We start from the raw sequence: 21969 nt of genomic DNA, 5'->3' as shown, positions 1-21969 counted from the left end.
ACGGGGCATTCTGACAACCCGGAACTGCGTGGCGCTGTCAGCTGCCGCGATGGCGCCTGTGCTCGCAGTCGTGCTGAACGCGCCTGCGGCCGGAGCCAACGCAGGCGCGGCCCTGCCCGTCGCGTTCCTGCTGGCGTTCGTTGCCGCGTTGTTCGTGTCCAACACCGTTATCGAGTTCACGAAGAAGCTTCCTTCCTCGGGCTCCTTCTACACGTTCTGCACCAAATCGATCGGTAGCCTCGCAGGGTTCCTCACCGGGTGGATCTACGCCGCGGCGTTCGTCGCGTTGACGATCGGGCTCTTCACCGCGAACGGTGCCTTCATGCATACCTACCTGCAGTCGACCTTCGGTTGGGACGTCCCGTGGTGGCTCCTCGGGATCATCCTGGTAGGACTGGCGATGATCCTGTCGGTGCGGAGCATCAGGACATCGGTGCGGCTGGACCTCATCCTGCTCGCAGCGGAGATGTTCGTCTTCGCCTTGCTGGCGCTCATCGCCATCATCCGTGCGGGCAGCGGCAACAGCCTCTCGTACTTCAACCCGACTTCCGGCCCGAACGGTCTTTCCGGGGTGGGCCTCGGTGTCGTCTTCGGGCTCTTGTCTTACATCGGATTCGAGGCCGCAGCAACATTGGGTGAGGAGACCGCCAACCCCAAACGCAATGTGCCGCTGGCCATCCGAGGTGCTCTCATCGGAGTCGGCGTGTTCTTCGTCTTCGTACTGTACGGTCTGGCGGCCGGCTTCCATCTGAACACCGACGAGGGACTGACGAACTTCCTCGCCAGCCCTGCCCAGTTCACATCCCTGGCCGAGCAGAACGCCCCATGGCTCACGCAGCCCGTGGAGTTTGCCGCGGTTGCCGGATTGTTCTCCTGCATGCTCGCAGTGCTCAACACGACAGTTCGGGTCATGTACGCGATGGCAAGCGAGCGGGTACTCCCGCCCGTGCTCTCGCGAATCCACCCCAAGTTTCGTTCGCCGTTCATCTCGATCTACGTGCTGGTCGGCTTCTCGGTCATCGTCGGCATCGCGCTGTCACTGTGGGTGGGCTCTGGCCTCACCGACGTGTACGGGTTCACCGGCTCGATCGGCACAATCGGTGTCATCCTGGTCTACGCGATGGCCAACGTCGGCCTCATCAAATTCTATTGGGGGGAAGCCGATTTCAACGCCTGGCGGCACTTGGTTGCACCGGTGATCGGCACCGCCGTGTTGCTCTATCCCTTGTGGTCGACGGTGAAGCCTGGCCAAGACTTCCCGTACAACCACGTCAGCGAGATCGTTCTCGTCTGGCTAGTGATTGGGCTGGCCGTCTACTACTACATCAAGCGAACGGCGCCCGAGAAGCTTGCCGCGATGGGCGCGACGATGGCCACCGACGAGATCGACTTCGCAGAGGGGAAGTCGCCCAGCCTGTCGCCGGACGGCCTGCCCGACGTGGATCCCGCGCTCGAGAAGCCCTGACAGAGAACACCATGACCAAGAAACTCACCGACAAGGTCGCCATCGTCACCGGTGGCGCACGAGGGATCGGCGGCCAGATCGCGATGGCGTTCGCCGCCGAGGGCGCCGACGTGGTGATCGCCGACGTGCTGGACGAGGCAGCGGCCGAGCCGGTGCTTGCCTCCATCGCCGAGTCCGGCCGTCGCGCTCTGTTCGTGCACACCAACGTGGCCGACGAGCAACAGGTGCGCGCAATGGTCGACACCGCCGTCGCCGAGTTCGGCCGGGTCGACATTCTGGTCAACAACGCCGGGACCTTCAGCGAGCACGGATGCGAGGACCTCTCGATCGAAGAGTTCGACCGGGTGGTCGGAGTGAACCTGCGCGGCTCCTTCATGTGCAGCAGGTTCGTGATCACGGGAATGCTGGAGCGCAAGAGCGGCGTGATCATCAACGTCGCCTCGCAGCTAGGCCAGATCGGTGGGCTGGACATGGTCCACTACTGCGCGAGCAAGGCCGGGATCATCGGCATGACCAAGGCGATGGCTCGGGAGGTCGCCACCAGAGGCGTTCGAGTCAACGCGATCGCACCCGGCCCGATCGTTACGGAAATGATGGCCGAGGAGAGCGAGGAGTGGGCCGCCCGCAAGCTCTCCGAGCTGCCGATGGCGCGCTTCGGAGAAGTGGACGAAGTGGCGCCCACCGCCGTCTTCCTCGCTTCCGACGACTCTTCCTACTACGTCGGCCAGACACTCTGCCCCAATGGCGGAGACGTAATGCTGTGAGCGAGCCAGTTCTTCGGAAGGCGAGACATCCATGTTTGAACTCACTGGCCGGGTAGCACTCGTTACCGGGGCTGCCTCTGGGATCGGCGCGGCAACCGCAAGGGTGTTCGCCGAGGCAGGCGCCAACGTGGCCTTGGCCTGGTATCCGCCGGATGGTCACGACATCGGCATCGTCGAAGATGCGGTGGCGAAGGCAGGCGCCCAGAGCATTTCGGTCGAGGTGGATGTACGTAGCACAGCGGACGTCGATTCGATCGTCGAGCAGGCGGTGTCGAAGTTCGGCCGCCTCGACATCGTGGTGGCCAACGCGGGTATCGCCCGCAAGGTCGATCTTGCGGACCTGGACGACGACGCGTGGCAGACCGTGATCGACGTCAACCTCAACGGCGCGTGGCGTTGCTTCCGAGCCGCACTGCCACACATGCGCCAGGCGGGCTACGGGCGGTTGCTGGCCACCTCCTCGGCCGCCGGCACCGTACAAGCGTGGCCGAAGCTTCCGCACTACACCGCCGCGAAGGCGGGACTGGGTGGACTCATCAGGACACTCGCCGTCGAGTACGGGCCGGACGGGGTGACCGCCAACGCGGTCGCACCTGGCGTCATCGACACCCCACAGGCCAACGACCCGGTCAACTCACTCGGCCCCGACGGGGTTCAGGAGGTCGCAGCCAAGATGCCCTCGGGACGGTTGGGTCAGCCGGAGGACATCGCGTACGTCTACCAGTTCCTGGCCAGCGAGCAAGGTGCCCACGTGAGTGGGCAAGTGATCGCTGCCGACGGCGCGCGCTATCTCGCCGGACTGGGCTAGGACATCGGCGCCCTCTGCTTAGCCGGCGCACCGCTACAACACGAGGAGAACCCGTGACCGAGGACGTTTCATTCTTCCGCCGCGACGACGACGCCGATGTGGCCGGACCGCCGCGCGAGATCGTCGGCTACGGCGAGCACCCCCCGATGATTCGGTGGGTAGGCGACGCGAAGGTCGCGATCCAGCTCGTGGTGAATTACGAGGAGGGCTCCGAGAAAACCTTCGCAATGGGCGATGGCGAGAATGACATCCTCTACGAGCTGCCGTTCAAGCTCGAAGGTCAACGTGACCTGGCTATCGAGTCGATGTACGAGTACGGCTCGCGGGCCGGTATCTGGCGACTGTTCCGGATTTTCGACGACGCGGGCATCCCAGTCACGTTCTTCGCCGCCGCGGTTGCCCTCGAGCGCAACCCGGACGTGGCGGTCAAGCTAGCCAACCGTGGTGACGAGGCCGCAGGTCACGGGTACCGGTGGAGCAATCATTTCGAGATGACGCGCGAGCAGGAGCGGGAGGCGATTCGACGCGCGATCGTCTCCATCGAGGAGACCACCGGGACCCGACCCGTTGGCTGGTACTGCCGCGAGATGAGCACCAACACACGCGAACTGGTGGTCGAAGAGGGCGGCTTCGAGTACGACTCCGATTGCTACAACGACGATTTGCCGTACTGGACGCGCACCGGCGGCCGGACACACCTGGTGGTGCCGTATTCCCTCGTGGTCAACGATGCGCGATACATCGTTGGCACGGGATATAGCAGTCCTGACGACTTCTTCATGACGGCGAAGGCCACGCTGGATCGACTGCGCAACGACGGCGACGACCTCGGGCGGATGATGTCGATCGGTGTCCATCCGCGCATGAGCGGCAACCCTGCGCGCTCAGATGGACTGGCTCGCTTCATCGAATACGCCCAGCAGTTTGCTGACGTCGCCTTCATGCGTCGCGTGGACATCGCGCGCGGTTTCGCCGAGCAGTACCCGCCGTCGAAGGCGTTCTCGGACGTCGCCGTCGTCGGGGAGGCCGCCCCCGAATAGGCGGCGAAAGGTAGGCGAACGCGCGACGCAAGCCCAGGAACCGCCAGGTGAGAGCGACCTCAAGCTCCACCGGAACCTGAGGCCAGCGACAGGGACGATCTGAGGCGTTCCGCTTGACTCAGAGTCATTACCTGCAAAGCACTTTCACGAAGGGCTGTTGCCCAATGACGGTGCTCGTAGTGACTCCTCGATCGACTGACCGCTGGACGGTCGTGCTGGTCAGCTGGCTGGGGAGCGACTTGGTGCAGTGCGCGAGAAGCCGGGCTATCTCCAGCGCAATCTCGGCGGTACCGCCACGACACATCGGAGTAACGCCCTTCTACTTCTCTTGACGTCATGACCGACATGTTCCACCTGGGGTGGTTTCTGAATTTCGTCGCCGACGAGTGGAACGGGAATTGGGGCGACGGCGGGCGGGACTTCACCGGCGACTTCTACGTCGAGATGGCCAAGGATCTCGAGCGCGCCAAGTTCGACTACGTCCTGATCGAGGACAAGCTGATGGTGTCGACGGCTTACGGCGGCACCATGGAGCACGACCTCAAGCACGGGGTCAACCCCAAACACGACCCGGTTCCGCTGGCGGTGCTGATGGCCGCGGCCACGACCCGGCTCGGCGTCGTCCCCACGATGTCGACCAGCTTCTACCCGCCGTTCCTGCTGGCCCGGCTGTGCAGCACCATCGACCACATCGCCCGCGGACGGTTCGGCTGGAACGTCGTCACCTCCGGCGAGGACCGCTCCGCGCAGAACTTCGGACTCGACAAGCTCTGGGAACACGATGAGCGCTACGTGCGAGCCAGCGAGTACCTGGAATTGGTCAGCAAGCTGTGGGAGTCATGGGAACCCGACGCCATCGAGCGCGACTACATGACGGGGACCTACGCGAACCACAAGAAGGTCCACACCATCGACTTCGAGGGCAAGTACTTCAAGTCCCGGGGTCCGCTGAACACCGCGCCGTCACCGCAGTACCGCCCGACGATCGCCCAGGCCGGCGCGTCGCCGCCAGGACGTGAACTGGCCGCGCAGCACGCCGACACGATCGTCGCGCCCGCCAACGGCGTCGAGGCGATGAAGGCCTACCGCGATGACATCCATGCCCGAATGAAGGCCAACGGTCGCGATCCGGCGCATTGCAAGCTGCTCTACCTCGTCACCCCGATCGTCGCCGACACCCACGAGGAGGCGTTGGCCAAGCAGGAGCGGTGGTTCACCGACCCGCTCTACATCGAGTACATGCTGGCCGAGATCTCCTCCATCACCGAGATCGACTTCGCCCAGTTCGATCTCGATGAGCCGATGCCTTCGGACGTGACGACGAACGGCGAGCGCGGCGCCCTTGAAAGCTTCCTTGCCCGCGGCAAGGGCAAGACGCTGCGCGAGATCGTCACCGGCAGTGGGCTGTCCGGCAACGTCCCCTTCGTGGGCACACCCGCCGAAGTGGCCGACGAGATGGGGGCGGTGATGGACCAGGTCGGTGGCGACGGCTTCCTGATCACCAGTCCGGTCATGCGACTCAACCGCCGCTACGTCACCGAGATCACCGACGGTCTGGTGCCCGAGCTGCAGAAGCGCGGTCTGGTCCGCTCCGAGTACACCACCACGATGCTGCGCGACCACCTGCGCGAGTTCTGATGGCCGACAAGCGATTACACCTCGGCTGGTTCATGAACTTCACGACGAATGAGTGGAACACGCCGTTCGGCAATGACGGCATGCCGTGGAACGGGAAGTTCTACATCGAGATGGCCCAGGCGATGGAGAAGGCCTGCTTCGACTACATCATGATCGAGGACACGCTCATGGTGTCCGAGGCATACGGCGGCAACTCCGAGGTGTATCTGAAGTACGCGACCATGGCGCCCAAACACGACCCGGCGCCACTGGCGGCGATCATGGCTGCGGCCACGTCGAAGATGGGCGTGGTTGCGACGATGTCGACGACGTTCTATCCGCCGTTCCTGCTCGCCCGCCTGGCCTCCACCCTCGACAGCATCGCCGAGGGACGCTTCGGCTGGAACATCGTGACCTCCGGTGAAGATGGCTCGGCGCAGAACTTCGGCATGGACAAGCTCACCGAGCACGACCTGCGCTATGACATCGCCGACGAGTACGTCGACCTCGTCTGCCAGCTTTGGGACTCGTGGGAGCCCGATGCGGTGATCCGCGACCAGGAGACCAACACGTACGCGGACTTCAAGAAGGTTCACGCAATCCACTTCGCGGGCAAGTACTTCAAGTCCCGGGGCCCGCTGAACACGGTGCGCTCGCCGCAGGGGCAACCCACGTTCGTACAGGCCGGGGGATCGCCAAAGGGCCGCCAGTTCGCGGCGAAGTACGCGGACTCCATCATCGCCGTCGCCAACGGCGTGGAGGGGATGAAGTCCTATCGCGATGACGTCCGGGCGCGGGCCGCCGCGCAGGGCCGCAATCCGGACGACATCAAGGTGCTGTTCGTCGTGAGCCCAGTACTGGGCACGACGGAGGAGGAGGCGCTGGCCCGCAAGAAGGCGTCGGCCGAGAACCCCGCCTTCTTCGAACAATCACTGGCCAGCATCTCGTCGGTCACCGACATCGACTTCTCGCAGTTCGATCTCGACGAGCCGCTGCCCGAGCTCGAGACCAATGGCGAGCGCGGCTCGCTGGACAAGTTCGCGCAGTGGGGCAGCGGTAAGACGCTGCGTCAGCTCGTACTCGACGCCGGCGGGACGTCCGACTCGATCGAGCTGGTCGGCACGCCAGATCAGGTCGCCGACAAGATGGGCGAGGCCATGGCGGAGGTCGGCGGCGACGGCTTCCTCATCAGCACTCAGAGGGTCAGCACGCAGTACATCACCGAGATCTGCGACGGGCTCATTCCTGCGTTGCAGCGCAAGGGATTAGCCCGCACCGAGTACGCCCACACACACCTGCGAGACACATTGCGCGAGTTCTGAATATGTCCGTTATCGGGTTCCGCCGACGTGCCGTCGGCGGCGGGAACCGTCTTGCAGCCCCAGTGGACTCGACGGTCGAGGCCGCGGTCGCGGCGCTGCGTGCTGGCCGCATGGTGATCGTGGTCGACACCGAGGACCCACACGACGACGGTGATCTCGTGCTCGCGGCCACACATGCCACACCGGAACGGGTGGCATTCATGGTGCGGCATACGAGTGGCATCCTGTGCGTCCCAATGCCTGCCGGTGATCTCGATCGGCTCCGCCTGCCTCCGATGGTCGCCATCAACGAGAACCCAAGGGGCGCAGGCTACTCGGTATCGGTGAACGCGAGGACGGGAATCGCGAGTGGAATCTCCGCAGCCGACCGAGCCAGGACGATCTCGCTACTCGCCGACCCCGACACCCAGCCGAGCGACCTGAGCAGGCCCGGCCACGTGTTCCCGCTGCGAGCGGTCGACGGCGGCGTGCTGCGCCGCGCCGGCCATACCGAGGCAGCCGTCGACCTGGCGCGGTTGGCCGAGCTGCCGCCCGTCGCCGTGATCGGTGAGGTGGTCGACGACGACGGGGCGGTCGCCCGCGGGGAGCGGCTGCGTGGTTTCGCGTCCAACCACGGGCTCACCATCGTGACGATGTCCGAGCTGATCGGCTACCGACGCCGCACCGAACGCCTGGTGGAGTCCAAGGCCTCCAGCCGCCTGCCGACCCACCACGGCGAATTCCAGGCCCACGGCTTCACCTCCGTGCCCGACGGCCGTGAGCACATCGCCCTGGTGATGGGCGATGTTGCGGGACCGGATCTTTCACCGACACTCGTCAGGGTGCAGACCGAGTGCCTGACGGGCAACGTCTTCGATTCTGGGCGCTGTGACTGCGGCCACAACCTGCAGCGTGCCCTTGAGATGGTCGCCCAAGAGGGCCGCGGCGTCGTGCTCTACCTGCGCGGGCGTGAGCGCCGCGGCATCGGGCTCTTGCAGGAGCTGCACGCGGGTCACCCGCAGGACGCCGGAGTGGACACGGTCGACGCGCGTGACTACGGCGTCGGTGCGCAGATCCTCGGCGAACTGGGCGTGCGGCGTATGCGGCTGCTCACGAACAATCCGGTCAAGCGGATCGGGCTTGAGGCGTACGGGCTCGAGGTCGCCGAGACAGTGCCCCTGCCGATCACCCCCACCCGGCACACCCTGGTCACGTCGACGTCCGGCTGATGCGCGGCTCCGTCCGGCGGCGCATCCCCGAGGCGCGATGGTTCCTGCCGTTGATGGCAGCCAGCGGCGTTACGATGAGCTTGACCGCTCCCCTGGAAGTGCTCTTCGTCCGAGAGTTCTCGCACAGCAGCGCCTATATCGGCATCTTCATGCTGAGCGCGTCGGCCGGCGTGATCGTCGTCGACCTGTTCGGCACCAGGTTCGTCCCTGGCCTTGACGCGCGGGCCGCACTCACCGTCGGACTGTTTCTGTTCGGAGCGGCGTGCATCGGCATGGGCCTGGCTCCCGGCGGCACCCTGCTGATGGCGTCGCGGGTACTGCAGGGCTTCGGCAGCGGGGTGGTGCTCGGCGCCGGGTTGCAGGCCGCGGTGCGGATCCGTCCGGGCACTGCGCTTTCCACCGATGTCGCCCGGTCGTTGGGCCGGTTCAACGCCGCGTTCCTCTTCGGGGGCGCCGTCGGCGCTCCCGGCGGCCTGCTCGTCGCGGGGATCGTCGATGGCCGGGCGGGCTACCAGCTCGCGTTGGTCGCCACCGGCCTGCTGGCGCTGCTAGTCGCCGCCGCCTTGGCCGCCGTACTGCCGAGCCTGGCCGCGCCGCCAGGAATGCCGCGCCCGCGGCTCGGCCTGCCGCGCTTCGACAAGACACCCGGGGGCGGCGCCGCTCTGGTGCTGGCGATGAGCGGCGACTTCCTCCGCGGCGGTGTCCTTTTCACCGCCCTACCGCTGGCAGGCGCCGCCAGGGAGTACTCGACGATCACGATCACCGCGGCCATCGCGCTGATGTCCGGTGTGGAAATCGTCGTCCTGCTGGTGGCTTACCAGCTCATCCGGTACGTCGGGGTGGTCGCCATGCTCACCGCCTCGCTCGTGTTGGGGACGTTGTGCGCGACCCTGCTCGCCGTTATGCCAGGCGCGACGACCTACCTGGTGGCGTCCGCACTTTTCGGTGTCAGCCTGGCCGGGGCCACCGCCAGCCTGCCGGTGCTGGTGGTTTCCCAGGTAGGGGAGTCCTCCGCCGGCCTGGCGAAGTTCCGCATCTCGGCCGGTATCGGAATCCTGGGTGGGTCGGTTGGCTGCGCGGTCCTCGGCACCGAGATCGGGATCCCGGAAGTCTTCGCTGTGATCGCGGTCGCACTGCTGGGCAGCGCAGGCCTGGCTCACTTCGTAGGGCGGCGTTTGGCGGCTGCGTAACTTGGACGAATCAACTACGCCCACAACCGTTAACAATCGACTGGTCCCATGGAGCCTGGGGCTCGACACCGTCTTGAAGGAGCGCTGGGCCATGTCAGCACGTGAGCGAGCACTGTACGGAGCGTGCCAAGCGCGGCTCCCACCCACCGGACCCGACCGTCCGGAAGTTATCTATCAACGGCAGCGGCCAAGCCCGGACCGGCTGAACAACTCGACGCGACGGACGTACGACCTGCTCCGCTCGACCCTCGTCACCATGGGCAGGAGCGTGCTCCTCGTCGAGGGTGAGCTCACCGACGCGCTGTCGGCCAGCCGCAGCACCGTCCGGGCCGTCCTGCAGCAGCTCGCCCGCGAGGGGCTCGTCACCCGGGAGCCGAAGAATGGCACCCGAGCCACGGGTGCGCTGCTGCTGCGCATCGACCAGCTCAGTCCGGTCGCTCAATTCGGCAGCGAGCCGTCCACCACCGTCGAGGCGCGCACTCTGGAATGCCGACCGCTGGGCTGCCCGCCGATGGTACGCGACCGGCTACGCCTGCCCGTCGGGTGGACGGTCCTGATGATAGAGAGCCTCGTACTGGAAAATGGTCTCCCACTGGGGCTTTCGGTCAGCTACATCGCCCTCGGCGAGGACCAGTCGCCAGACTTCGACATCGAGGACCCAGACGTCATCCTGGTCCTCGAGCGGCAACTCGGGATTCGCATCGGCGTCAGCCGCACCACCGTCAGCGCGGTCGTCGCCGACGAGCAGTCCGCCGAGCTTCTCGGTATCGAGTCCGGTGCTCCCCTGATCTGGCTCGAGGACGTCATCGAGGACGAGGATGGGCAGCCGCGGGCGCTGTCCCAGCTCCGGCTGCGCGGCGACCGAGTTGCCTTCTCCGCCACGGCGCGTCGCTCCGCCTGAGGTCTGCGCGTTCGGGCCCGTTCAGAAGCTCGTCAGGTTCCCGCGCAGGTGCGGTGAGTCATAGCAGGTACGCGCCAGTCCACGCACCTGCAGCTCGGGCACCAGGCCGTCGGCGATCTCGGCGACCACCCGCCGGTTGAGCGGTCCGGCCACGAAGAGCAACCCGTCGCCGCCGACCTCGGCCACCATCTTGCCCAGCTCGTCGGCCACCTCTGCCGGTGTGCCGACGGGCTCGACGGCGTGTGCCTGCGCCGCCACTTCTCGAAGGGTGCGCCGTGGATCACCCAGACGGGCTGCCAGCGAACTTTGGTGGCCGTTGGTCGCGAACGTGGCGGCCAGATCCCGCAACGGTGTGTCGACGTCATACGGTGAGAAGTCGATGTCGGTGATGAAGCCAAGGCCGGCCAACCCGGCCTCGGGGTTCTCCCACATCTCGTCGTCGTGCCGCTTCTTGCGGTCCACCGCCTCAGCGCGGGTCTCGCCCAGGTAGGGCGTGCACAGGAACAGCACCTTCACGTCGTCGGGATTGCGCCCCGCCGCCTCGGCGCGGCCGCGGACGTCGTCGCGGTACTCCTTCATCTCCTCAACGGATGTCGCCGCCGCGATGATGCTGTCGGCATTGCGGGCCGCGAAGTCGCGGCCCGCGGTCGATCCCCCGGCCTGGATCAGCGCGGGCCTGCCCTGGGGCGGCGGCGTGGTGTTCAGCGGCCCGCGGGTCTGGAAGAACCGACCGTTGAAGTCCACGGGGCGCACCTTGCTGTGGTCGGCGAAGATCTCGGCTTCGAGGTCGGTGACAACGGCATCGGCGTCCCACGATGACCACAGCGCGCAGACGGCATCGGTCATCTCCTGGGCGATTTCGTAGCGCAGGTCGTGCGCCGGCTGGGCCTGCTTGCCGTAGTTCTGGGCCGCCCGATCCGAGCTGCCGGTGACGATGTTCCACCCGGCTCGGCCGCCGGACAGATTGTCCAGCGTCGCAAGAAGTCTGGCCAACAGGTAGGGCTGGTACTCGGTAACCGCAAGGGTTGGCACCACGCCGATACGCCGGGTGGCGGTGAGCATGACGGTGGCCAGCACCGCCGGGTCATGCTTGGGAACCGCCCTGGCGTTCTGGAGGTAGTACCGCGTCGACTCCTCGTAGCCGTCGGGTACGTAGGCAGAGTCCTCGATGATCAGGTAGTCGAAGCAAGCACGTTCGAGCGCGTGGATGAAGTCCACGTGGAACTCGCCGTTCATCCAGTCCGTTGCGGCCGTGCCACGCCATTGGCTCTTCCAGTCGTGGACTCCGAACCCGTTGCCGAGAAACCAGGCCAGGTGCATGCGCCGGTCGCGTTCCACGTATGGGTCTCCTCGCGCCATCGGTGCCGTCGCCTCGCCACCGTCCAGTCGTTGTGGGTCCATCAGATCCGCCGCGGGTCATCGACGCGTGTCGGATGCCGAACGACTCGATTGCGCCGTGCCACCGTGTGTGTCCTCGATCACCAGCCGATCGCGCCCGCGTAAAGCTCCCGACTCCGTAGCGGCGAGCGGTGGAAACACACCGTTTGTTATCTGGACACATCGCATCTCTGCAACCACCTGAACAGGAGGTCCTTCATGAAGTTCGGCCTACGCGAGCTCTGGAACGGCGGCGGTGTGCAGTGAGGCCCCTACCGACCGGACCCGTGCGGCCCGAGACGCTCTACCAGCGGAACCGGCAGACACCGGACCGCCTCAACAACTCGCTGCGACGGACCTACGACCTGCTGCGGTCGACCCTGCAGAACGGGCACGCCGATCAGTCCCTGGTCGAGGGCGAGCTCATCGACGCGCTCTCGGCGAGCCGCAACACCGTCCGTGCGGTGCTGCAGCAGCTCGCCAAGGACGGCCTGGTTACCCGCAGCCCGAAGCGCGGCACTCGCTCGGCGGGGTCGCTGATGCTGCGCATCAACCAGATCTCGCCCGTCAGGGAGTTCGGCGGCGACTCCAGCATCCGCACCGAGCTCAAGACGCTCGAGTATCGGACCCTTGGCGGCCTCCGCATGGTGCGCGAACGGCTGCTACTCCCACCCGGCTGGACGGTGCTCATGATCGAATCGCTACTGCTGCAGGACAATCAGCCGCTGGGCATCTCGGTCAGCTACATCGCGCTGCACCCAGATCAGTGCTGCAACCTGGAGGTCGACGAGCCGGATCCCATCCTCTTCCTGGAGAAGCAGCTCGACATCAAGATCACCGGCAGCCGCGCCACGATCGGTGCGACCGCGGCCGACGAGCAGTCCGCAGCCCTGGTCGGCGTCGAACTCGGCGCGCCGATGATCTTCCTTGAGGACATCCTCGAGGACGAGAGCGGGCAGCCGCGCGCGCTGTCGCAGTTCAGGATGCGCAGCGACCGGATCGCCTTCACTGCGAGTGCCTCGCGCTCGGCCTGACTCCCGCGAGCTGGCCGTTGGCGGACCAGAGCCCGGCGTAGCGGCCGCCCAACGCGAGCAGTTCGTCGTGGGAGCCGTCCTCGACGATCAGCCCGTTGTCTACGACCAACACCCGTTCTGCGGTGCGGGCGGTCTGCAGCCGGTGAGCGATGACGATCGTCGTGCGGCCCTGCGACACCTGTCCCATGGCGCGCTGGACCTGCGCCTCGGTGGCCAGGTCCAGGTTGGCGGTGGCCTCGTCCAGTAGCAGGATGCGCGGGTCGACCAGGAGGGCGCGGGCGAGCCCGAGCAGTTGGCGCTGCCCGGCCGACAGTGATCTGCCCTGCTCACTGACCGGGGTGTGGTAGCCGTGGGGCAGCCCGGCGATGAACGCGTGCGCTCCGACCGCGCGGGCCGCCCGTTCGACCAGCAGGTCGGGCGCGTCCGGATTGCCGTAGGCGATGTTGGAGCGGATCGTCCCGGAGAACAGGAACGGCTCCTGGGGGACGTAGCCCAGCTGGCGGCGGTACGCCACCATGTCGAGCTCCTTGATGGGCAGCCCGTCGATCAGCACGGTGCCGGAGGTGGTGTCGTAGAACCGCGCAATCAACTTGACCAGCGTCGACTTGCCTGCCCCCGTGGTGCCGACGAGTGCGACGGTCTGCCCCGGCGGGATGTCGAGGGTCACGTCGTCCATCGCGACCAGCCCGGTGCTCGCGTAGGCGAACGTGACGTGGTCGAGCTGGATCCGGCCCGCCAACCGGTCCGGCCGGGCGCCGGTCTCCGCCGCAGGCGTACCGCTCGGCGTCTGCAACAACTCGCGTAGCTGGATCAGCGCAACGCGAGCCTGCAGCCACTGGTCGAACACGAACGACAGCTGCTGAATCGGCGTGAAGAACTGGTCCAGGTACAGCAGGAAGGCGATGAGCACGCCGTAGCTGAGGTCGCCCGCGACCAGGCGGGGCGCCGCGACTGCGATCGCAATCGCCTTCGCGACGGTACTGAGCAACATCAGGAAGGGAAAGAACCGCGCCATCAACTCGGCCGAGCGCACCCGTGCCGCGCAGTATGCGTCGGCAAGGACCGCGAACCGCTCCTCATTGGCCGGTTGCTGGCAGTAGGCCTGGCTCACCGCCACCCCGGCCAGGCTTTCCTGCATGTTGGCGTAGAGCACCGAGATCCGTTCGCGGGCAAGGAGATAGGTCCGCCCCGATTCATGTCGGAACCACAGCGTCGAGGCGATCAGGAACGGCAGCACCGCCGCGGTCGCCAAGGCCAGCAGCGGGTCGAAGATCGCCAGCGCCACCGCAATCCCGGCGCAGGAGAGCAGGCTCACCATCGCCGTCAGCAGGCCCTGCTGGAGCAGCTGCGCGAAGGCCTCCACGTCGGAGGTCATCCTGGTCATGATCTTGCCCGCCATGTGCTGCTCGTAGTAGTTCAGCGAGAGCCGTTGCAGATGGGCGAAGGTGCGCACGCGCAGACCGAACAGCATCCGCTCCGCGGTTCGCTGGGTGTAGACCACCATCACTCTGGTGTTGATCCAGATCAGCGCCTGAACCGCCAGCAGCACCAGGCATACGGCGCCAAGGGCCTGTTGGGAGCGCTTCATGACGCCGTGGTCGATCCCGTACCGGATCAGCACCGGCGCTGAGATCCACAACACCACGTCGGCCACCACCAGCACGCCGGCCAGCAGGAGCGGCCTGCGGAATGGCCGGAACACGCTGGCCATGGTGAGGTCACGGGTGGGCGTCATCGCTTGTGCCAGATCGATGTTCGGGTCGTCGCGCAGTGGCGGCAGTGCCTCGACCGCGGCCAGCAGCTTGGGGGAGACGCTCGCCAGCCCGGCCAGCGTCGAGGTGTCGGCGCTGACCCCGGGCCCATGCGATCCCGAGGCCGCCCGGGTGGCGGCCTCGCTGGTGTAACTGCTCATCTTCGGTGCGCCCAGCCGCGAGACGCCCTCGGGCCATGCCGCTGGATCGAGGCGGATCGCCGGCGCCTCGGGCGGCGTCGAATCAGCGGACTCGGCGTCGGGCCCGGTCAGCAGCTCGCGGAACAGCTGGGAGTGAGCTAGCAGCTCCTCGGTAGTGCCACTGTCCACGATCCGGCCGTGGTCAAGCACGATGACCCGATCCGCCAGCATCAGGGTCGAGTGCCGGTGTGCGATAAGCACTGTCGTTCGCCTGGCGAGCACCTCCTCCAGTGAGCGGTGGATGGCCTGTTCGGTGCGGGCGTCGATGGCCGATGTCGCGTCGTCGAGGATGAGGACCGTCGGGTTGGTCAGCGCCGCGCGGGCGAGCGCCAGCCGCTGTCGCTGACCACCGGACAGGGTGAAGCCGCGTTCTCCGACCAGCGTGTCGTAGCCCTCGGGCAGTCCGGCGACGAAGCCGTGCGCGTGCGCGGCCACGGCCGCGTGCTCCACCTCGTCGTCACTGGCATCGGGGCGGCCGAAGGCGATGTTGTCCCTGATCGTCGTCGAGAAGAGGAAGCCCTCTTCGAAGACCATGCCGACCGAAGCGCGCAGCGAGGTCAGGCTGTAGGCGCGGACATCGCGGTCGTCGAGCCTGACGGCTCCGGAGGTGGCGTCGCGGAAACGCGCAATCAGATGTGCCAGTGTCGATTTCCCGGAGCCGGAGGCGCCGACGATGGCGACCCGCTCTCCCGGCTCGATGCGTAGGCAGATGTCGTGCAGGACCGGCTCGCCACGCGGATAGGCGAAGTCGACGTGGTCGAATTCCACCAGGCCGACCGGCTCGGTGAGGACGACGGGTTCGTGCGGTTCCTGGACACTCGCCTGGACCGACAACAGCTCCACGATCCGTTGCGCACCCGCACGCGCCTGCTGGCTGGTGGCCATGAGCCCGGACAGGAAGCGCACCGGGGCGACGAGCTGGAGAATGTAACTGGCGAACGCCAGGAACACTCCAACGGATACCTGACCGTTCATGACCAGCCAGCCCCCGAGTGCGAGCGCCGCGAGTTGGGTGAGTCCAGGGATGGCGTCCAAAGCGGCGGCATACACCGCGGTGACTCGAGCGGTACGCAGCCGGGACTGAAAGAGCTTGCCCGCTTCGCCGTGCAGCGCGTCTTGTTCCTGGCCCTCCTGACCGAACGCCTTGACGACGCGGACGCCCGAGACCGCCTCCTCGACGACACCGGCGACGCTGCCCTGGAAGCGTTGGTCCATCCAGCTGGCCGGAAATGACTTGCTCCTGAACCGCATTGCGATGAACAGGAAGATCGGGACCGACACCACCATGATCAGCGCGAGCAGCGGGGACAGCACCACCATGACGACCAGAGAGACGACCAGCAGAGTGATGTTGCCGTACGCGACCCCGAGCTGCTGCAGGAACATCTGGATCAGCGTCAGGTCGACCGACGCCCTGGACATGATGTCGCCAGAGCGCATCTCGTCGCGGCGGTCCGCGTCCAGGTACTGCAGATGGTGGTGGACCCTGACCTGCAGGTCGCGCTGGACGCGGACCGCGGCCCGCCCGCCGACGGAGCGGCGCAGGTAGTTGAAGACGAAGCTGGCCAGGCCAACGCCAACGAGGATGCCCAGCCACAGCGGGAGGGAGCGCTCGTGCGCGACGATCGCGTCGTCGAGGATGACCGCCTGGATGTACGGGATCAGGCCGAGCAGCCCCATCGCGACGACGGCGAGCGCCACCCCCGCCCAGATCCCCAGTCGGTTGCGCCGCCTCAGCACGGGCGCTAGCAGGCGCAGCGTGCCGCGGTCGTGGCTCTCGTGGTGCTCCGACTCGACCGGTAGATCCGGTTGGGGCTCAACGGCTTCTGCTTCCCGCATGTCGAATGGAGTTGTCATGACCCCATCGCACCGGTCCCGCGAGTCCAGCCGGAAACCCCGCCGTTGCGCGCGGATTGCGCTACTAGTGTTGGGTCAGACGGCGACGCGGGGGTCCGCGGCGGCTTGCATCACATCGACGACGATGTTGGCCAGCACGTAGAGGACGCCGATGATCAGGGTGACGCCGGCGATGGTGTTGAAGTCGCCCTTGGAGATCGCTTGGGAGATGAACAGGCCGATGCCGGGCCTGGCGAAGATCATCTCGACGACGATGCTGTTGCCGATCAGGCCGGCCAGCTGCAGACCCAGCAGTGCGAACACCGGGCCGACGGCATTGCGCAGCGCGTGTTGGATCAAGATGCGTTTCTCGCCTAGGCCTTTGGCGCGGGCGGTGCGGGTGTATTCGGCCCGCATCGTTCCCTCCAGACTGCTGCGAAGCACCCTGCCGACGGCGACCGCAGGTGTGATGGCGACGCACAGGGCCGGCAGGATGAGGTGTGCCAGTGCGTCCATGAACAGCGCGGGCCGGCCCGCCAGCAGGCTGTCGATGAGTAGGAAATGTGTTGGGCCGCTGGGGGCGTCGTACGCATAGGTCTGCCCAGTGGCAGGCAGGATGCCGAGCCAGCGGTAGAACACGAGCATGGCAAGGAGGCAGGCCAGGAACACGGGCACCGACGCACCGGAGATCATCACCACCCGCAGCACTCCCGATCCGCGCCACCCCTGGGCGGTCGACAATCCGAGGAAGAAGCCGATCACCGCGATCAGGATGCCTGCGACGAAGACCAGTTCCAGTGTCACCGGGAGGAATTCGAGGATGTCGTGCGCTACCGGCGTCCGCGTCACCGTGGAGATGCCGAGGTCGCCCTGCACCGCCTTGCCGAGGTAAGAAAGAAGCTGCACCGGTATCGGGTCGTTGAGGCCGAGTTTCTCACGAGCGGCTTCGTAGACCTCCGGGGGCGCCTTGTCGCCGATCAGCGCCACGACCGGGTCGACAGGGGCAATCTTCTGCAGCGTGAAGACGACCGCAACGAGCGCGAGTAGCACGGGGATGGCGCCGAGGAACCGCCGGGTGAGCGTGAGAAGCATCGCGGTGTCTCCTCGGTCAGCGGTCGCGGATGCGGTCGCGTAGCGCGTCGCCGGCGAAGTTGCTGACGATCGCGATGACCCCGACTGCGACGGCGGGGAAGATCGGGATCCACCACGCGCTGAAGATGTGGGTCATGCCCTGCGCGCTCATCGCGCCCAGCTCGGGCGCCGGCTGCGGTGCGCCCAGGCCCAGGAAGGAGAGGCCCGACAGCAGCAGGACCAGCGCGGCGATGTCGAGGCTGGCGGTGATGATGGTGACGGGGACGGCACCCGGCAACAGGTGGCGGGTGAGTTGGCGCCACCAGCCGGCGCCGGCGATCCGGGCCGCGTCCATGTGCGGTGAGGCGCGCAGCTTGCGCACCTCGGCCCGGACGATCCGGGTGTACAGCGGCCACCACACGATCGAGACCCCGATGAGCGTGTGGATGTAGGACGGACCCAGCGCGGCCACCACCGCGATCGCCAGGATCGGGCCTGGCAGCGACAGGAACACGTCGGTGATCCGCATCAGCATGCTGTCGACGATCCCCCCGCAGGCGCCGGCGATGAGGCCGATGACACCCCCGATGACCACGCCGGAGGCGACTACACCCAGCGCGCCCCACCAGCTGGTGGCCATGCCGACGAGTACCCGGGACAGCAGGTCGCGGCCGACGGTATCGGTGCCGAGCCAGTTCGCGGCGCTGGGCGCGGTCATCGGCTTCCCAGCGGGCACTAGCGGGTCGAAGGGGGCGAGAACGTGCGCGAAGATCGCGACCAGGAACATCGCCGCGAGCGCGCCGAAGGCGATCCAGCTCGAGACGGACGTGCCACGGAAGTACTGGTTGAGCGCGAGGGCGACGTTGCTCCGGGAGGGAACCCGAACCAGGGGGACCGGAACGTACGGTTGTGCGATTGCCATGACTTCTCCTGCCTGCGGAACTTGTCGGACGCCTGTGGTAATGAGTCCACACGCAACCGGTATCGCCAGCAGATCGTCCACGTTGCCGGGCGATTGCGCGCCGGGCCTTGAAGTTTCGGCCGGGCGTCAACTGCACGGGTTGCTGGCCGAGTCAGCCAGGCGCGGGGAACCCCGGCGCGATGCGCCGGCCGGTGCTGCGGGCGAGTACGACGCCGACCGCGAGGACTCCCGACACCACCGCCAGGCCCCCGGCCGCCCCGAGCACGGCGATGAGCAGGTTGACGCTGCCCGACCCAAGGAAGGAGCCAACGCCGCACGCGATGCGATAGGTTGCCACCCCGGTCGACGCGTTCGGGCTGAGCGCCACGATCAGGACGGGCGGGGCCGAAAGGGCGACGCCGTCGACGACGCCGAAAAGGGCAGCCGCCACCAAGAACCCCCGCAGGTCCTGGACGGTGGCCAGCACCACCACCGCACCGATGCCGAGCATGAGCGCGACAGCCAGGCAGCGGGCCGGCGGAATCCTGTCGAACAGTCGGCCGGAGAGTGCCAACACGCCGATCTCGACCGCGGACAGGAGCCCGAGCGCGAAGCCGATGTTGGCAGCCGACAGGCCGTAGGCGTTGCCGACCAGGGGCAGTGCGGTGTTCTCGATGCCGCTACGCAGGTAGTTGCCGAACAGGCCCAGCGAGAGCGCAAGGCGCAACAGCGGAGGGACGGCGAAGTCGGGCAGCCCGATCTGGGGCCTGCCGCTGTCGGGCGGGGGCGGCAGCCCGGGTAACAGCAGGACCGCCACGACGGCGACCACCACACCGAGCCCTGCGCACACCAGGAAGCTGAGTCGGTAGCCGTCCAGTCCGGCCAGCAGGCCGGCCACGATGCCGCCGGTGGGTGCGCCGAACGCCGCGCCGAGCAGTTGGAGTCCCTGGTTGGAACCCAGCACGTGGTGGGGACGGCTGCTGTGCAGCCGGACCGAGACCTGCAGCGCCGCGCCCGCGATCGCCGCGCCCGCTACCCCCTGGAGGAGACGCGAGGCGAACAGGCCAGTCGCACCTTGGGATATGGCGTAGCACCCCTCGCTGGCCGCGAACAACACGAGCCCGATCGCGATCGTCGCCCGCGCGTCGATGCGGGTGATGACGCGGGTGCCGAGTACGTCGACGACGATGGCGCCCAGCGCCGAGACCATGATGAAGACCGTCACCTGGGCGGTGGACAGGCCCAGTTTGATGGCGTAGAGCAGTTCGATCGGCGCCGTCATGGCCATGACGAAGCCGACAAGGACCATGGTGGCCGAATGGCTCCAGGGTCGGGGCCTACTGATGGGCCCGGACGCGAGGAGGAGAGGCAGTGGGGGTGCTCATCAGAACTCGCGGAGTGTCTCGCGCAGAGTGGGTTTGGTGTATTCGGTGCGAGTCAGACCGTGCCGCTGCAATGCCGGGACGAGGCCGTCGCAGATCGATTCGATGTACTTGCGCGACAGGTCCCAGCCAGGCTTGGCGATCAGGAAGCCGTCGCCACCGACCTCCTCCATGGCCTCGCCCATCTTCTTGGCGACCTGGTCGGGGGTGCCGACGAGCTCCAAGCCGCGCTTGGCCCGATGCATGACAAGCTGGCGCAACGTCTTTGGGCCGGGGCTGCCGTCGCCGCGCATGAAGTACTCCAGCGATCCACGTTCGCCGTTGGTGGTCAGATCGGCAGGCAGCGGTTGGTCGAGGTCGAACTGCTTGAAGTCGATCTCGGTGTTCGACGAGATGCTGACCAGCGACTTCTCCACGTAGGAGGGATGACTGAGCAGCCGCTCGACCTCCGCGCGGGCCTCTTGTTCGGTGGCGGCGATGGTCGGGGAGACGACGAAGAGCAGCTTGACGTCGTCGGGGTTGCGGCCTGCGGCCTTGGCACGGGTGCGAATGTCGTCGCGGTACTCCTTCATGCCCTCGATCCCGGTGCCGACGGCGATGATCGCGTCGGCCGCACCGGCGGCGAATTGCCTACCCTTCGGGGAGGCACCGGCCTGCAGGAAGGTGGGCCGATGCTGCGGCGAGGGCACGGTATTCAGCGGACCGCGCGACTTGAAGTACTTGCCGTGAAAGTCGATGGTGTGGACCTTGTTGAAGTCCGCGAAGGTATGAGTCTCCCGATCCATCACCACCGCGTCGGCCTCCCAGGAGTCCCACAGTTGGTTGACCACGTCGAAGTACTCCTCGGCCACGTTGTAGCGCTCGTCGTGTTCGGGCAGCCCGTCCAGACCGAAGTTCTGTGCGGCCCGGTCTTCGGCCGAGGACACGATGTTCCAGCCGAACCGGCCGCGTGCGATCGAGTCGACAGTCGAACTCAGCCGCGCCAGCAGGTACGGCGGGTAGAAGCTCGTCGACATCGTCGCGACCACACCCAGATTCGTGGTGTTGACCGCGATCTGGACGGCTAGCGGGATCGGATCCTGTTTGGGCGCGAAGGCCGAGTGCTTCATCGCTCCCTCCATGGTGCCGCCGTACGCGTCGGCCACCATCACGGTGTCCTCGATCATGATCAGATCCATGCAGGCCCGCTCCATGCTGCGCGCCATGTCGACGTAGAACCGCCCGTTCGGCCACTCTCTTGCGTCCGGCGACGCGTCGTCGGTGTCCCACTCCGGCGGGATGAAGTTCATGAACCAGCCGAGGTGAAACTTCTTGGTCATGTCGATATCTCCTAGATCTCTTTGTGGTGTGGGGGTTAGAACTCGCGGAGGGTTTCGCGCAGAGTGGGTTTGGTGTACTCGGTGCGCATCAGGCCGCGCCGCTGCAGTGCGGGCACCAGACCGTCGCAGACCTCGGTGATGTACTCGCGGGAAAGGTCGCGCCCGCCCCTGCTGATCAGGAAGCCGTCGCCACCGATCGCCTCCATGGCCTCGCCCATCTTCTCGGCGACCTGGTCGGCGGTGCCGACCAGCTCCAGGCCGCGAGTGGTCCGCTCGTGGGTGAGCTGGCGCAGTGTCTTGGGTCCGGGGGCGCCGTTACCGCGCATGAAGTGCTCCAGCGAGCCGCGTTCGCCGTTGGTGGTCAAGTCCGCCGGCAGCGGCTCGTCGAGATCGAACTGCTTGAAGTCGATCTCGGTGTTCGACGAGATGCCGACCAGGGCCTTCTCTTCGAAGTTCGGGGCGGCGGCGAACCGGGCCACCTTCGCGCGCGCCTCGGCCTCGGTGGCGGCGATCGTCGGGGAGACGACGAAGAACAACTTGATGTCGTCGGGGTTGCGCCCCGCCGCCTTGGCCCTGGCGCGGACGTCGTCGCGGTACTCCTTCATGCCCTCGACCCCGGTGCCGACCGCGATGATCGCGTCGGCCGCACCCGCGGCGAACTGCCGGCCCTTCGGGGAGGCACCGGCCTGCAGAAAGGTCGGCCGATGCTGCGGGGAGGGCACGGTATTCAGCGGGCCGCGGGATTTGAAGTACTTGCCGTGAAAGTCGATGGTGTGGACCTTG

The 21969-nt window shown here is 66.8% G+C and carries 17 protein-coding genes; 10 read left to right on the top strand and 7 right to left on the bottom strand.

The window, feature by feature from the left end; translation table 11 throughout:
* The 9 genes from QOC69_RS16960 to QOC69_RS16920 all read left to right on the top strand — a co-directional run.
* Positions 1–1465, top strand: a 1465-nt coding sequence (locus tag QOC69_RS16960; protein ID WP_526441578.1) for an amino acid permease, incomplete at its 5' end; no start/stop codon positions are given.
* Between the two features lie 11 nt (positions 1466–1476).
* Positions 1477–2229: an SDR family NAD(P)-dependent oxidoreductase gene (locus QOC69_RS16955; RefSeq protein WP_526441576.1), complete on the top strand. Its 753-nt coding sequence runs from the start codon at positions 1477–1479 to the stop codon at positions 2227–2229.
* Between the two features lie 31 nt (positions 2230–2260).
* Positions 2261–3037, top strand: a complete 777-nt coding sequence (locus tag QOC69_RS16950) for an SDR family NAD(P)-dependent oxidoreductase (RefSeq protein ID WP_526441574.1) — start codon at positions 2261–2263, stop codon at positions 3035–3037.
* Between the two features lie 53 nt (positions 3038–3090).
* Positions 3091–4077: a polysaccharide deacetylase family protein gene (locus tag QOC69_RS16945; RefSeq protein WP_526441572.1), complete on the top strand. Its 987-nt coding sequence runs from the start codon at positions 3091–3093 to the stop codon at positions 4075–4077.
* A gap of 336 nt (positions 4078–4413) precedes the next feature.
* The gene (locus QOC69_RS16940) at positions 4414–5715 is read left to right on the top strand and encodes an NtaA/DmoA family FMN-dependent monooxygenase (RefSeq protein ID WP_526441570.1); all 1302 of its coding nucleotides are present in this window, start codon (positions 4414–4416) and stop codon (positions 5713–5715) included.
* A complete protein-coding gene (locus tag QOC69_RS16935) occupies positions 5715–7016 on the top strand; it encodes an NtaA/DmoA family FMN-dependent monooxygenase (RefSeq protein WP_526441568.1) in 1302 nt (433 codons plus the stop codon). Before QOC69_RS16940 ends, QOC69_RS16935 begins: the two co-directional genes overlap by 1 nt.
* Before the next feature lie 62 nt (positions 7017–7078).
* On the top strand, positions 7079–8224 hold the full coding sequence (gene ribB / locus QOC69_RS16930; protein ID WP_526441566.1) for a 3,4-dihydroxy-2-butanone-4-phosphate synthase: 1146 nt from the start codon (positions 7079–7081) through the stop codon (positions 8222–8224).
* A complete protein-coding gene (locus QOC69_RS16925; RefSeq protein ID WP_526441564.1) occupies positions 8224–9414 on the top strand; it encodes an MFS transporter in 1191 nt (396 codons plus the stop codon). The genes ribB and QOC69_RS16925 overlap by 1 nt, the downstream gene beginning before the upstream one ends.
* 91 nt (positions 9415–9505) lie before the next feature.
* Complete coding sequence (locus QOC69_RS16920) at positions 9506–10315, top strand: GntR family transcriptional regulator (protein ID WP_526441562.1); 810 nt, start codon at positions 9506–9508, stop codon at positions 10313–10315.
* A gap of 21 nt (positions 10316–10336) precedes the next feature.
* Here the strand turns inward: QOC69_RS16920 and QOC69_RS16915 are convergent, their stop codons facing one another.
* Entirely contained in the window at positions 10337–11716 is a 1380-nt protein-coding gene (locus QOC69_RS16915) for an NtaA/DmoA family FMN-dependent monooxygenase (protein WP_526441560.1), read from the bottom strand.
* 239 nt (positions 11717–11955) lie between these two features.
* Here QOC69_RS16915 and QOC69_RS16910 point away from each other — a divergent pair, with 239 nt between their 5' ends.
* The gene (locus QOC69_RS16910) at positions 11956–12726 is read left to right on the top strand and encodes a GntR family transcriptional regulator (RefSeq protein ID WP_526441558.1); all 771 of its coding nucleotides are present in this window, start codon (positions 11956–11958) and stop codon (positions 12724–12726) included.
* Here QOC69_RS16910 and QOC69_RS16905 read toward each other — a convergent pair.
* From QOC69_RS16905 to QOC69_RS16880, 6 genes are all read right to left on the bottom strand, one after another.
* Complete coding sequence (locus tag QOC69_RS16905; protein ID WP_526441556.1) at positions 12698–16534, bottom strand: ABC transporter ATP-binding protein; 3837 nt, start codon at positions 16532–16534, stop codon at positions 12698–12700. The two genes, QOC69_RS16910 and QOC69_RS16905, sit on opposite strands and share 29 nt — an antisense overlap.
* Positions 16535–16609: 75 nt before the next feature.
* On the bottom strand, positions 16610–17605 hold the full coding sequence (locus QOC69_RS16900; protein ID WP_526441554.1) for an ABC transporter permease: 996 nt from the start codon (positions 17603–17605) through the stop codon (positions 16610–16612).
* A 16-nt stretch (positions 17606–17621) separates the two neighbouring features.
* A complete protein-coding gene (locus tag QOC69_RS16895; protein ID WP_526441552.1) occupies positions 17622–18506 on the bottom strand; it encodes an ABC transporter permease in 885 nt (294 codons plus the stop codon).
* A gap of 151 nt (positions 18507–18657) precedes the next feature.
* A complete protein-coding gene (locus tag QOC69_RS16890; RefSeq protein ID WP_526441550.1) occupies positions 18658–19794 on the bottom strand; it encodes an MFS transporter in 1137 nt (378 codons plus the stop codon).
* Positions 19795–19869: 75 nt separating this feature from the next.
* Complete coding sequence (locus QOC69_RS16885; protein WP_526441548.1) at positions 19870–21186, bottom strand: NtaA/DmoA family FMN-dependent monooxygenase; 1317 nt, start codon at positions 21184–21186, stop codon at positions 19870–19872.
* A 35-nt stretch (positions 21187–21221) separates the two neighbouring features.
* On the bottom strand, positions 21222–21969 hold a 748-nt coding region (locus tag QOC69_RS16880; RefSeq protein WP_526441546.1), incomplete at its 5' end, for an LLM class flavin-dependent oxidoreductase.

The sequence above is a fragment of the Mycobacterium sp. genome, assembly GCF_032162105.1.
Lineage (GTDB): Bacteria > Actinomycetota > Actinomycetes > Mycobacteriales > Mycobacteriaceae > Mycobacterium.
The sequence above is the reverse complement of the archived record's forward strand: the minus strand, read 5'-3'. Positions and strand labels throughout refer to the sequence as shown.